Source organism: Streptomyces geranii (assembly GCF_002954775.1).
Classification (GTDB): Bacteria; Actinomycetota; Actinomycetes; order Streptomycetales; family Streptomycetaceae; genus Streptomyces; species Streptomyces geranii.
Window position 1 is genome coordinate 260,898 of the sequence record NZ_PJME01000008.1, and the last position, 12,345, is coordinate 273,242.

A 12,345-nucleotide genomic window follows, 5' to 3' on the forward strand; every position below is an offset into this window, starting at 1 on the left:
TTGACCAGGGGGCAGGGTTGGCCACGCCGCCGTCCGACGAAGACTTCCTCCGGGCCGTCGAGCGCTATTTCTCCGCGAAGGGCGATTCCTCCGTACGGCTGCTGGTGCCCGGCACGGCGGAGCTGTCCCGGCAACCGTTGCTCGACTTCCGGATCGTGCGGCGGTTCGAGGTCCGGCGGGGCGGGGTGCCGCAGCGGCTGCCGGGGAAGAAGCTGAAGCAGGTCTCCAAGCGGCCGAGTTGCACCGACCTCGCCACCGAACAGGTGCCGGTGCCCGAGGGGTTCGGGTCCTCGCCGAGGGTGGAACTGGTGATGGCCGGTTCGATCGCCGAGGTGCCGTGCGCGGACTGCGAGGGCGGCAAGCAGGGGTGCGGGGACTGCGGCGGGCGGGGCACGCAGGACTGCGTGCGCAAGGTCGACTGCGCCGGCTGCGGGGGCGGTGACGCGGCGTGCCTGAGCTGCGGGGGCTCGCGTACGGCCTTCGGGCCGCGCAACCGGCAGCCGTCCAGGACCACTTCGGGGCCGCGAGTGCAGTGCGCGCGCTGCGGCTCGCACAACGCGGCCTGCCCCGGCTGCGCCGGCCGCCAGATCGTGGACTGTCCGGCCTGCGCGGGGACGGGACTTCGGCAGTGCGAGTCCTGCAAGGGCGCGACGAACTTCCGCCACGAGGAGTGCAAGGGCACGGGCTTCTTCACCACGTGGACGGAGGCGCACATCACGCACCCCGTGGTCCCCGACCGCGAACAGGAGCGGGCCCGGGCCTACCTCTGGTGGCCGACCTACCGCCAGGGCGGCTGGCGCGAGACCCCTTTGACGGACATCACGGCGAAACTCCCGCCCGACCTGCCCGACGACCACCGAGCCCGCGTGGAACCCCACCTGGCCCACAAACAGGGCGAGGTACGACGCCGGGCGACCCTCCGCCACCTGCCGGTCGCCCGGATCACCGTCAACGACCGCCCGAACTGGGTGTACTTCGCGTTCCCGGGCCGCGCGGGAACTGAGACCACCGGCGTCGTCGAGGTCGTCCGACGGCCTTCACGCCCAAGGGTCGTGCTGGGCGCGGGCATCGCGACGGCGGTACTGGTGACCGCCGTACTCGTCGCACTCCTCGCCACGCGCTGACGATGCCTCGGTACAGGCCTCGGTGCACGGGTGTGCGGATGGGCGGGCCCGTGGAGGCCGGTTTGCCGAAACGGCAACAGGCCTCGCGTACGTCCGACACCCCACCCCACGCTTGCCGTTGACGTGACGCCGACGTCCGCTCCCGCTCACTGACGACGTACGGAGCCCCCATGCCCCACCCCCACTCCCACCTCCACCCCCTCACCCACCGCCTCGTCCCCTCCCCCGCCGGCCGTATCCACCTGGTCGAACAGGGCAGCGGGCCGCTGGTCCTCCTGCTCCACGGCTTCCCGGAGTCCTGGTACTCCTGGCGGCACCAGCTCCCCGCCCTCGCCGCCGCCGGATACCGCGCCGTCGCCATCGATGTACGCGGGTACGGCCGTTCCTCGCGCCCCGAGGCGACGAGTGCGTACGGGATGCTCGACCTGGTCGAGGACAACGTGGCCGTCGTGCACGCCCTCGGCGAGACCTCCGCCGTACTGATCGGCCACGACTGGGGCGCGACGATCGCCGCGACCTCCGCCCTGGTCCGTCCGGACGCCTTCCGCGCGGTCGCGCTGCTGAGCGTGCCGTACACCCCGCCGGGCGGCCCGCGCCCCAGCGAGGTGTTCGCGCAAGTCGGCGGTGAGGACGAGGAGTTCTACGTCTCCTACTTCCAGGAGCCCGGTCGCGCCGAGGCCGAGATCGAGCCCGACGTACGAGGCTGGCTGGCCGGTTTCTACGCCGCCCTCTCCGCCGACACCATGCCCGAACCCGGCGCCCCCGACCCGCACTTCGTGACGCGAGGCGGAAGCGGAACGGGAGGAGGACAGGGAGGAGGACAGGGAGGCGGACAGGGGAGCGGAAAGGGGAGCCTTCGCGAACGCTTCCCCCGCGACCGACGCCCCGCCTGGCTCCCCGACCACGAACTCGACGTCTACGCCGAGGAGTTCGAGCGCACCGGCATGACGGGCGCCCTCGCCCGCTACCGCAACATGGACCGGGACTGGGCGGACCTGACCGGCGCCGGGTACACCGGCGCCCCCGTCACCCAGCCGGCGCTGTTCATCGGCGGTGCCCTGGACGCCTCCACCACCTGGCTGGCCGACGCGATCGACGCCTACCCGGTCACCCTCCCCGCCCTCACCGGCTCCCACCTTCTCGAAGGCTGCGGCCACTGGCTCCAGCAGGAACGCCCGGCGGAGACCAACGCCCTCCTGACCGCCTGGCTCGACTCCCTCCCCGCCGCCGCCCCTACCACCACCGATGGCGGTCACTGACGATCCGCCGGTCCCCGAGCCGTTGCACATCAAGGGAGTTGCCCTCGGGGAAGAGGTCGCGGAAGTGCTTCAGCACGGCGGCGGACGCCTGCACGGGGTGGGTCAGTACGTTCCAGCGCACGCCCGGGGTGTACTCGCAGACGGTGGTGGAGCCGACGTAGCGGTAGGACTCGGTGCAGGAGGGCAGCAGTTCGTCGAGCTGTACCTCGGACTCCGTCCAGCGGACCCCGGGGTGTTCGGCCCGGCGGACCGAGGACAGCAGCCGGTCCAGGGAGTCATTGGCCTGCCCCGGATGCACGAAGACGGCGACGACCGTGTACTCGGCCGCCCCCGACCGGTCCTCCCGCATGTACTTCATGTGCTGCTCCAGCGGAAAGGCCACCCCGCCGACGGTGTGCTCGGACGGCGTGTGCCAGTGCACGTCCTCCAGCACATAGGGCTCCTGGTCGCCCACGCTCAGCAGATACTTCTTGTCCTTCATCGGAAGGGCCTTCACGGTGTTCTCGACGTCCTCCCGGACACAGCCGCCGCAGTGCCGCTCAGGACCCGTGTAGTGCAGCTCCAGTTCGACCCGCGTCGGGTGATGGAAACGCAGCGGCGGCAGCACCGAGGTGGCAGGACTCACCAAACAACCTCCCCGCGCGGCCACCCCCGACTCACAAGATCACCCGTACTGCTGAACGGGCCGCCCGATTCCGCCGGACACCGCTGACCACGGGCGAACGGCGCGGAGGGAGGATGGGGGCCATGGGCGACGTACACGAAGATCTGGACGAGCGGGCCGGGAGACAGGACCACCTGGACGTTGACCCTGACCTGAACCCGGATCTTGACCTGAACCCGGATCTTGACCTGAACCCGGACCTCGCCCAGGAATGGCTCCGTGGGCTGACGCTCAACCACGCGCTGCCCGCATCGGTGCTGGCACGGCTCCTCACCGTCGAGGGACTTCCCGCGTACGTCTCCTTCTGGCTCGCCCAGTGCTCACTCGACCGGGAGAAGACAGCCGTACTGGTGGGCTCCCCGCAGGTCGAGCACCGGCGGAACGTGGCGGAGAACCCGGCCGCCGACGTCGACGTACTGGCGCGGCTCGCTCGTGATCCGGAACCCCGGGTCCGTTTCGTCTACGCGGTGCTCATGGGCGACTTCGGCCGGCGCGTACCGGACGGAGTGCCGGAGATCCTGGCCGGCGACAGCGAGGCGAAGGTCCGGCGGACGGCCGCGCGGTGGCCCCTGCCGGTGCCCGTACGGGCGCGGCTCGCCCAGGACGAGGACGCGTCGGTACGGGCCGCCGCCCTCACCCCCGAACTGTGGCCGCAACTCCCGCCCGCCGTACGCGAGTTGCTGCTCGCCGACCCCGAGCCCCAAGTCCGCGCCGCGGTGGCCGAGTTGTTCCCGAACGAACCGGAACCCCGGCCCCATCCTCAGCCCGACCCCGCCGCCCGAGTCCGCGACCCCGATCCGCTCGTACGGGCCAAGGCCGCCCAGGACCCCGGTGTCCCCACCGCCCTCGCCCTGCGCCTCACCGACGACCCCGACGACCACGTCCGGCTCTGCCTCTCGATGCGTGAGGACCTCACGGAGGAGCAGCGCGCCGCCATCGCGTATGTCGTGCCGGGCGGGTACCACACCGCTCCGCGCTGGATCGTGGAGCGCGGCCACGAACCGGAGGTCGCCCGGCGGGCCGCCGCCTCCGGGCACGTCCTGCTGCGGCGGAGCATCGCCGGACAGCGGCTGTTGCCCGCCGACGTGGTGGAACTCCTGGCGGCGGACGAGGACTTCTTCGTCAAGCTCACCCTGTGCGAGTCCTGCCAACAGGCCCCGCACGAACTCGTACTGGAGATGTACACCTACTGGCACGGCCTCAAGTGGAGCTTCCTGACGAGCCACCCGAACTTCGCCAGAGCCGGCCTGGCCCGTTTCGCCGACCACCCCAACCCCCGCCTGCGCCACGCCGCGCTGTACGACCCCGAGGCCGGCCCCGACCTGATCCTGCGGCTGATCGACGATCCGAACGTCGGCGTCTGGGCCCGCCGGGACCCCCGACTCCCCACCCAGGAACTGCACCGCCGCCTCGGCCTCCCCGACTCGGCCCGAGACGCCGCCGCGAACCCGGCCCTGCCACCCACAACCATGCACCGCCTACTCGACCTCGCCGGGGTACCGAATCCGCCGACTGCCGACTGACCTGGTGTCATTCCGTGCCGCCGCGCAGGGTGGCTCCCGCAGGACACCGAGGGCCTGTGGGCGACGCGGCTCGGCGGCGAGGTCTTCAGCGAGGACTTCGCCGGGATCAAGGCCCTTCTTGCGCGGGGCCAGGAGGAGGGCTGGTGGCACTACGAGGTCGGCTGCGGCACCGACGAGTGGTGGAACGCCTGAGCATGCCGCTGCCGCTGCCGCTGCCGCTGCCGCTGTCCCCGTCCCTGACGCTGGCGGAGCCGGAGTCGCCCCTGCTTCCAGCGCCCCTCGTGCCCCCTCACCCCAGAACCCCCCTCACGAACCCCCCGCCCCCACCACCCCCCTCAAAAACCCCACATCCCCCCGCCCCACCAACCCCCAAGGCCCCGCAGCCCGCAGCACAACATCCAGCACGCCCTCCACCCCCGCCGCGTAACTGTGCGAGAACCAAGGCATGTTGGCCTCCACCACAGCCCACCGCTCACGCCCGCCCCGGTCGGGGTCTTGGACGAGGCCGACGTCGACAGTGACCGCGCTCGGCAAGGAGTGCCGTTGCTCCGTGAGCAGGCGGTCGGCGAACTCCCGTACCTCCCGCTCGCGTTCGTCCCCGTCGAGTGGTGCGGGGTCCAGGTGGCCGTACACCGCGTAACGGCTCCCCGCCGACACCCGCCCGTCCAGCACGAACAGGCGGTACTCGACGGCGAAGGTGACGACCTCCGACACCAACACCGGTGTCCGAGGGCCAACTCCCGTGCCCGTACGGGGCAGTCGCGAGCCGTCGGCGTACACCGCCGCCGGGAAGGACTTGTCGCTCGGGGGCTTCGCGAACACCGGGTGCCGGCCCTGCCACGCCTCCGCGAGCGTCGTCAGCCGCACGCGGCGCCCGGTGTACTCCTCCGGCAGCCCGGCCAGCCAGCCGTCCGGCGGTTCGAGCAGGCCGAGGCAGAGCGGGGCGGCGATCCGGTCGGCCGCCAGCGGGCCCCCGTACCAGTGCACCGCCCGCCCGGCCAGCGACGCCGGCGAGACCCCCGGCTCGCCCAGCGACCGCACCTCCATGCCCCGCCCGGCCGCCGCCTCCGCGAGCAGCACCGTCGTACTGGTCCGCTGTCCCGAGGTCAGGAACACCGGACCCCGCCGCCGTCCGTCGCCGCTCACCAGCCGTCCCCTCGTGCGTCAGGTTCCGTCCCGGGACAGGTACTCCCTCACCCGCCCCACCCCCCAAACCTCACCGATCTTGTGCCGGATGTCGAACAGATTCGCCGCGTGCACCCCCGGATCCCGGTCCCCCACGGCCTCCTCGACGACCACCGGGACGAACCCGTGCTGCATGGCGTCGAGCGCCGTCGCCCGTACGCAACCGCTGGTCGTCAGGCCGGCGATGAGGAGGGTGTCGATGCCGTGGGAGGTGAGGTACGCGGACAGCGCGGTGCCGAAGAAGGCGCTCGGGTACTGCTTCGTCACCGTCAGGTCCGAGTCCGCCGGTGCCAGCCCCTCGATGAACTCCCCGTACGGGCTCCCCTCGACGAACGCCCGCAGGCTCGGCACCTTGCGGTAGAAGACGCCTCCGTCGCCGCCGTCGGGGCGGAGGATGACCCGCGTCACGATTACGGGGATCCGTGCGTCCCGGGCCGATGCCAGCAGGTCCCGCATCGCCTCCGCCGCGTTCTCCGCGCCCGCCCCCGCGTAGAGGGGGCAGGCCGGATCGACGTACGCCCTGGCCGGGTCCACGAGGAGGAGGGCGGGGGAGCTGCCCGGCGTCAACTCGCCCGCCAGCCCCGCCCGTTGGTAGTCGTCTTCCCGGGAACCCGTCGGGCTCACGCCGAACTCCCCCTACCCGCACGCGACTTCATCAGCGGCTGGATGCGGGTGCCGAAGTTCTCCAGGCCCTCCAGGAAGTCGTCGAAGACCAGCATGATCCCCTTCGTGCCCGGCACCGCCGCGACCTCGTCGAGCATCCTCGCCACGCTCTCGTAAGAGCCCACCAGCGTCCCCATGTTGAAGTTGACCGCGCCCTCGGGCAGCGCGATCGTCCGCGCCGTCGACGTGCCCGTGGACGTCGTGTCCGCCTCCGTCTCACCGGCCATGTACGCCAGCGCCGCGCGGTCGGCGTTGTCGTGGTAGTCCTGCCAGGTGGCCTGGGCCTCCTCGTCCGTCTCGGCCGCGATGATCATGAACAGGGAGAGGGCTCCTACGTCCCTGCCGGTCCGTTCCGCCTCCTCCACCAGCGTCGCCGTGCTGCCGGAGAGGGCCGTGGGGGTGTTCACGCCGCTGCCCAGGATGAAGTTGTACTCGGCGTGCTCGGCCGCGAACTTCATGCCGGTGCCGCTCTGCCCGGCCGCCACGATGTCGATGTGGCCGTTCTCCGGGCGCGGCGAGAGGACGCAGTCGTCCATCTCGTAGAACTCGCCCTTGAAGTTGCTGACGCCGTCGCGCCACAGGTCCTTCATCACGGTGACGTACTCGACGGCGCGGCCGTAGCGGTTGCCGAAGTGGTCGTCGCCGGGCCACAGGCCCATCTGCGCGTACTCGCCGGGCGCCCAGCCCGTCACGATGTTGATGCCGAAGCGGCCGGGGGCGATCGAGTCGACCGTGACCGCCATGCGCGCGACGATCGCGGGCGGCAGGGCCAGGATCGGGGTCGAGGCGTAGAGCTTGATGCGGTCGGTGACCGCCGCCAGGCCCGCCATCAGCGTGAACGACTCCAGGTTGTGATCCCAGAACTCCGTCTCGCCGCCGAAGCCCTTGAGTTTGATCATCGACAGGGCGAAGTCCAGGTCGTGGGCCTCCGCCTTCTGCACGATCGCCTTGTTGAGGTCGAAGCTCGGCAGGTACTGGGGCGCGCTCTTCGAGATCAGCCAGCCGTTGTTGCCGATGGGGATGAAAACACCGATGTCCATGCCACCACTCCTCAGTCGTTCCAGGTCGTTCCGCAGTCGTTCCACGAACCTCTGCGGGCAAAGTGAAGTCCTTGTCGGTCAGTTACGTTCAAATCTCAACTGTCCGTCAACGGCACGCTACATCGGTGCCGTGACAGTGAAATGTCGCACAACTTGCCCCAGAATCACGGCTGTTGATGCTTCTGCGGCACTCGTACGGGCTGGTGAAGGTGGCTGTGGGTGTCGGTGAGATTCCTGCAAAGTCGCGCATCAGGTGGGATGGAAACGGTAAAACTTCAAGCATGAACGCACGGCTGGCACTGCTCAGCTCGGTGGACCCCGGGGTTGCCGAGAGCGAGGTCTTCCGACTGGCTCTCCAGCACTCGGTGGCGGAGCTGGGCGCGCTCGGGGGGACGATCCACCTCCGTGGCCCGATGTCGGCCCTGCGCCTGGTCTCGGCCACCGGGCTGCCCACGGCCCTCACCGGCCCCTGGGAGATCATCGACCAGGAGGGCCCGCTGGCCCCCGCCCGCGCCCTCCAGCAGGAGTACCGCACCGGTCACGGCGTGTGGATCCCGGGCGTGGCCGCCGAGCGCGCCGACCCCACGGTCCCCATCTGCCCGTCCCGCGCGCCCATTCCGGGCAGCGGACTCGCCGCCGTGCCCGTCATCCGCGGCGAGCGCAGCATCGGCGCCCTCACCGTCATCACGGGCGACAACGGCGAACCGACGTCCGCCCAGTGGCGGTTCCTGCGCGCCGTCGTCGCCTGGAGCGAGGAGCGCATGGTCCAGGCGCCCCCGCCGGCCGGCCCCGTGCACTCCGAGCTGAGCGGCGACCGGCTGCGCCAGGCCCTCAAGGAGGTCCGGGTCGGCTCCTGGGACTGGCACATCACCAACGGCGAACTCATCTGGGACGAGGCCGCGTTGGAGCTGTACGGCACCCGGCCCGAGGAGTACACCGCCCGCGTCGAGAACTGGATGCGCTGCGTCCACCCCGACGACCTCGGCCCCACCCTCGCCCTCGTCGACCAGGCCATCCGCGGCCACACGGTGTTCGAGGCCGAGTACCGCGTACGGGGCCTGGACGGGACGTACGGCTGGCACCAGGCGCGCGGCCGGGCCACGTACGACGAGAACGGCGAGCCCCTGCGCATGATCGGCATGGGCTGGGACAGCAACGAGTCGCGCACCGCCCGCGACGCCCTCGGCCGCGCCCTGCGGCACATGAGCGACGGCTTCCTCGCGGTCGACGACACCTGGCGGATCACCTTCGCCAACCTGGAGGCCGAACGCACCCTCGGCCTCTCCGAGGAGGAGCTGTTCGGGCGCGTCCTGTGGGACCTCCCCACCGTGCGCCAACTGCCCGGCCTGGAACGGCGCTGCCGCAAGGCCGCCGCCGAGGACAAGCCGGCCGGCTTCGACATCCGGGTGCCCGGCACCGGCCGCCGCTACCACCTCCGCCTGGTCCCGGGCCCCGACGGCCGCACCCTCTACCTCCAGGACGTCACCGAGAAGCGCCGGCTCGCCGAGGAGAGCCAGGCCGCCGAACGCGCCGCGTCCGAACGCGCCGCCCGCATAGCGGAGTTGACCGCAGCCCTGGCCAAGGCGACCACCGCGCGGGACGTCGTCGACGCGGTCGCGCGGCGCGTACTGCCGCCGTTCGCCGCCGCCGGCCTCATCGTCCAGACCATCGAGAACGACCGGCTGTGCACCGTCGGGGCCATCGGCTACGAGGAATCCTTCCTGAACATCATCAGCGACGCCCCGCTGACTCCCGGCTGGCCCAGCTGCGACGTGATCGCCACCGAGACCCCCGCGTTCTTCTCGTCCGCGGACGAGTTCGCCGCCCACTACCCCGCGCTGACCGGCCTGCCCCGGCGCAGCGGCAAACAGGCCTGGGCGTTCCTGCCGCTGACCGCGTCCGGCAACACCTTCGGCGTCTGCTCGATCAGCTTCGACCTCCCGCGCGGCTTCACCGACGAGGAACGCACCCTCCTCACCACGATCAGCGCCCTCGTCGCCCAGGCCCTGGCCCGGGCCCGGCTCTACGACGACGAGCGCAGCCGCTCCCGCGAACTCCAACGCGCCCTGCTGCCCAGCGAGTTGCCCGACCTGCCCGCGTGCACGTCCGCCGCCCGCTACCTCCCCGCCGCCCAGGGCGTGGACGTCGGCGGCGACTGGTACGACGTCATCCCGCTCTCCGGCGGCCAGGTCGCGTTCGTCGTCGGCGACGTCATGGGCCACGGCCTGCCCCAGGCGGCCACCATGGGCCGGCTGCGCACCGCCGTCCACACCCTCGCCGACCTCGAACTGCCGCCCGACGAGATCATGAGCCACCTCAACGACATCGTCGCCAACATGGGCGAGGAGTCGTACGTGACCTGTCTGTACGCCCTCTACGACTCCATCACCCAGACCTGTTCCATCGCCCGGGCCGGCCATCCCCCGCCGGCGGTCGTCCACCCCGACGGCACGGTCTACTTCCCCGACCTGACCGCCGACCCGCCGCTCGGCGCCGCCGAACCCCCCTTCGAGACAGTCGAGTTGAAGGTCCCCGAGGGCAGCCTGCTGGTGCTGTACACGGACGGCCTGGTCGAGTCGTCGAAGCGCGAGATCGACGAGGGCATGGGACAGCTGGCCCGCCTCTTAAGAGGTGCGTACGAGGCCGGTGAACAGGGCGACCTCGGCCGGCTCTGCGACCGGCTCACCGCGGGACTGCTCCCCGCCGACCAGCCGAACGTGGACGACGCGGCAGTCCTCATCGCCCGCCTGCACGCCCTGACCGGCGACCGGGTCGCCTCCTGGCCGCTGCCCGAGGACCCACGGGCGGCCGGCCAGGCCCGTCGCCACGTCCGCGAACAGCTCGCCCTCTGGGGCCTGGACGACCTCACCGCGACGACGGAACTCCTGGCGAGCGAGCTGGTCGGCAACGTCGTACGGCATGCCAAGGGCCCGCTCCAACTCCGGTTGCTGCACGGCGCGGAGCTGATCTGCGAGGTGTTCGACGGGAGTCTGACGATGCCGCGGATCCGCCGGGCGACGGAGACGGACGAAGGGGGGCGGGGGCTGCAGCTGATCACCGCGCTGTCGCAGCGGTGGGGGACTCGGTACACGCGCAACGGCAAGTGCATCTGGACCGAGCAGGCGTTGCAGCCGCCGGAGAGCGGGCGGGGGGAAGTGGCGGCGGACGCGCTGGAGTTGATGTTCCTGAACCCCGGGGAGTTCGACGACTTTCCGGAGTTGAGAGGGCTCGGTGACCTGAACTGAGCCCTCTCCGGTAGTTGGTTCGCTGCGGGGCGGTGGCGGGCTGGCCGCGCCCCGCGGCGGAGCCGCAGATCGATACAGCCCCGCGCCCCTGAAGACAGGCTAGTTCTGGTAAACCCTGTCCGATCCCGGGCCGCCGGACAGTTTGTCCTTGCCCGCGCCGCCGTACAGGACGTCGTTGCCGCTGTTGCCCCACAGGGTGTCGTTGCCGGCGTCGCCGTAGAGGCGGTCGTTGCCCTTGCCGCCGTAGAGGACGTCGTCGCCCGACTTTCCGCGCAGGACGTCGTTGCCGTCACCGCCGTTGAGGATGTTGTCCGCCCCGTCCTCGTCGACGTCGCCGGTGAGGGAGTCGTTGCCCGCGCCGCCGTAGCAGGCGACCGAGCAGCCGGTCTGGACGTCGTTCCCGGCCCCGCCCCACGCGCCGAGACCCCAGACCCCGCCGCCGCCGACCGTACGGTCGCTGCCGTCCTGGCCGTACAGCACGGTGTAACCGTTGCCCACCAGCACGTCGTTGCCCTTGCCGCCGTAGATCGTGGCGTAGGCGTGGTTGTTGGCGGCGATCGTCGCGGTGTCGTTGCCGTCGCCCAGGTCGACGTCGTAGATGTCGGAGTCGTCCGAGCCCACCGGGATGTGGACCGCGCAGCGCGCGACCGTGCGGTCGGTGGCCGACGGGTAGACGCACTCGTCCTTGTCGGCCGCGCTCTTGTCGATCGTGATGGGGGCGCGGTCGCGGAAGGTGAGGATGTAGTAGGAGTCGGACTCGTTGTCGCGGGTCTCGATCCTCATCGAGACCGTCAGCCGGTTCGTCTGGCCGGCGGCGCCCTTGTACCAGAGCTCGCCGTTCGTGTGCCGCAGCGTGGCGGCGCTCGGGGTGGCCGCCTGGGCGGCCGGGACCGTGAGCGCGGCGGCGCCCAGGGCGAGAGTGAGGGTGAGGGCAGCGGTCGTACTGATCGCGACCCTTCTGTCGACGCTGTTCGTAGGCATGCGGGAGCAGCCCCTTCGCGGGTGTCGTGAGGTGGATTCTGATTACCCGTTAGACAGCGGATCAGGGACGGAGGTTGTACTCCGGAGCGAACCTTCGTGACCGTTCGTCCCTCTATAGGAGGGGGAGTTGGGGAGGAAGGGGGCCGAGCGAGGCGAGAGGACGAGGAGCACGTGCCGGTCATGGGCCAGCGGACGCACCTCGTGCTGCTCACCGCCTGGACGGTCCTGTGGTTCGCCCTCGTCGAACCGCACGGCGGCTTCTCCTGGCACTACCTGCGCACCGGCGGGGAGTTGATCTACGAGAGCCCGGAGAGCCCCGACGGCGGCCTGAACCTCTACGCCCACATAGCCCTGGACCCCGGCGTCTACACGTACTACACGGCCTCGGTCCTCCTGGGCACCCTGCTCTGGGACGTGATCGGCCAGCGCCGCCTGGTCCCGTGGTGGAGCTGGATCGCCCTGATCACCCTGTACGGCAGCGTCTTCACCGTCCCCGACGACACGGCCCGGGGCCTGGTCCGCCTGGGCTTCGTCGTCGTCTCGACGTCGTACGTCCTCTTCTGGCCGGTACGGGACCGACGGCGCGGGCGGACGACCAGTGTGCCGAGGGTCACCGTTCGGTGAGCGGAACCGAGGGGGAGGCTAAGGAGCACGGGGCGAA

The 12,345-nt window shown here is 71.1% G+C and carries 10 protein-coding genes; 5 read left to right on the forward strand and 5 right to left on the reverse strand.

The genetic code is table 11. The features are described from left to right. Positions 1–17: 17 nt before the first annotated feature. Together CW359_RS14955 and CW359_RS14960 are read left to right on the forward strand one after the other, a co-directional pair. Positions 18–1,124 (forward strand): hypothetical protein, encoded by a 1,107-nt coding sequence (locus CW359_RS14955; protein ID WP_105970412.1) that lies wholly within the window; start codon positions 18–20, stop codon positions 1,122–1,124. A gap of 170 nt (positions 1,125–1,294) precedes the next feature. Continuing rightward, the gene (locus CW359_RS14960; RefSeq protein ID WP_105970413.1) at positions 1,295–2,383 is read left to right on the forward strand and encodes an alpha/beta fold hydrolase; all 1,089 of its coding nucleotides are present in this window, start codon (positions 1,295–1,297) and stop codon (positions 2,381–2,383) included. On the opposite strand, the gene CW359_RS14965 is transcribed toward CW359_RS14960, so the two are convergent. Continuing rightward, a complete protein-coding gene (locus tag CW359_RS14965) occupies positions 2,358–3,008 on the reverse strand; it encodes a carbonic anhydrase family protein (RefSeq protein ID WP_157968543.1) in 651 nt (216 codons plus the stop codon). The genes CW359_RS14960 and CW359_RS14965 overlap by 26 nt on opposite strands. A 122-nt stretch (positions 3,009–3,130) precedes the next feature. On the opposite strand from CW359_RS14965, the gene CW359_RS14970 reads away from it, so the two are divergent. Beyond that, complete coding sequence (locus CW359_RS14970; protein ID WP_105970415.1) at positions 3,131–4,570, forward strand: hypothetical protein; 1,440 nt, start codon at positions 3,131–3,133, stop codon at positions 4,568–4,570. A 306-nt stretch (positions 4,571–4,876) separates the two neighbouring features. Here CW359_RS14970 and CW359_RS14980 read toward each other — a convergent pair whose 3' ends face one another. The 3 genes from CW359_RS14980 to rutA are packed head-to-tail and all read right to left on the reverse strand — an operon-like array spanning position 4,877 to position 7,458. Continuing rightward, positions 4,877–5,686, reverse strand: a complete 810-nt coding sequence (locus tag CW359_RS14980; RefSeq protein WP_232838404.1) for an ATP-grasp domain-containing protein — start codon at positions 5,684–5,686, stop codon at positions 4,877–4,879. A 48-nt stretch (positions 5,687–5,734) separates the two neighbouring features. Next, a complete protein-coding gene (locus CW359_RS14985; RefSeq protein ID WP_105970416.1) occupies positions 5,735–6,379 on the reverse strand; it encodes an isochorismatase family protein in 645 nt (214 codons plus the stop codon). After that, positions 6,376–7,458 (reverse strand): pyrimidine utilization protein A, encoded by a 1,083-nt coding sequence (rutA, locus tag CW359_RS14990; protein ID WP_105970417.1) that lies wholly within the window; start codon positions 7,456–7,458, stop codon positions 6,376–6,378. The genes CW359_RS14985 and rutA overlap by 4 nt, the downstream gene beginning before the upstream one ends. Positions 7,459–7,739: 281 nt before the next feature. Here rutA and CW359_RS14995 point away from each other — a divergent pair, with 281 nt between their 5' ends. Continuing rightward, on the forward strand, positions 7,740–10,703 hold the full coding sequence (locus tag CW359_RS14995) for a SpoIIE family protein phosphatase (protein WP_105970418.1): 2,964 nt from the start codon (positions 7,740–7,742) through the stop codon (positions 10,701–10,703). Positions 10,704–10,802: 99 nt separating this feature from the next. Here the strand turns inward: CW359_RS14995 and CW359_RS47560 are convergent, their stop codons facing one another. After that, positions 10,803–11,684 carry a calcium-binding protein gene (locus CW359_RS47560; protein WP_105970419.1) on the reverse strand — a complete coding sequence of 294 codons (882 nt, stop codon included), beginning with the start codon at positions 11,682–11,684 and terminating at the stop codon, positions 10,803–10,805. Positions 11,685–11,864: 180 nt separating this feature from the next. On the opposite strand from CW359_RS47560, the gene CW359_RS15005 reads away from it, so the two are divergent. Next, positions 11,865–12,308, forward strand: a complete 444-nt coding sequence (locus CW359_RS15005) for a hypothetical protein (RefSeq protein WP_105970420.1) — start codon at positions 11,865–11,867, stop codon at positions 12,306–12,308. Positions 12,309–12,345 lie beyond the last annotated feature (37 nt).

Coding starts and splice junctions, on each gene's coding strand:
- CW359_RS15005 (WP_105970420.1), top strand. CDS start 11,865: ATGGGCCAGCGGACGCACCTCGTGCTGCTCACCGCCTGGACGGTCCTG.
- CW359_RS47560 (WP_105970419.1), bottom strand. CDS start 11,684: ATGCCTACGAACAGCGTCGACAGAAGGGTCGCGATCAGTACGACCGCT.
- rutA (WP_105970417.1), bottom strand. CDS start 7,458: ATGGACATCGGTGTTTTCATCCCCATCGGCAACAACGGCTGGCTGATC.
- CW359_RS14995 (WP_105970418.1), top strand. CDS start 7,740: ATGAACGCACGGCTGGCACTGCTCAGCTCGGTGGACCCCGGGGTTGCC.
- CW359_RS14960 (WP_105970413.1), top strand. CDS start 1,295: ATGCCCCACCCCCACTCCCACCTCCACCCCCTCACCCACCGCCTCGTC.
- CW359_RS14970 (WP_105970415.1), top strand. CDS start 3,131: ATGGGCGACGTACACGAAGATCTGGACGAGCGGGCCGGGAGACAGGAC.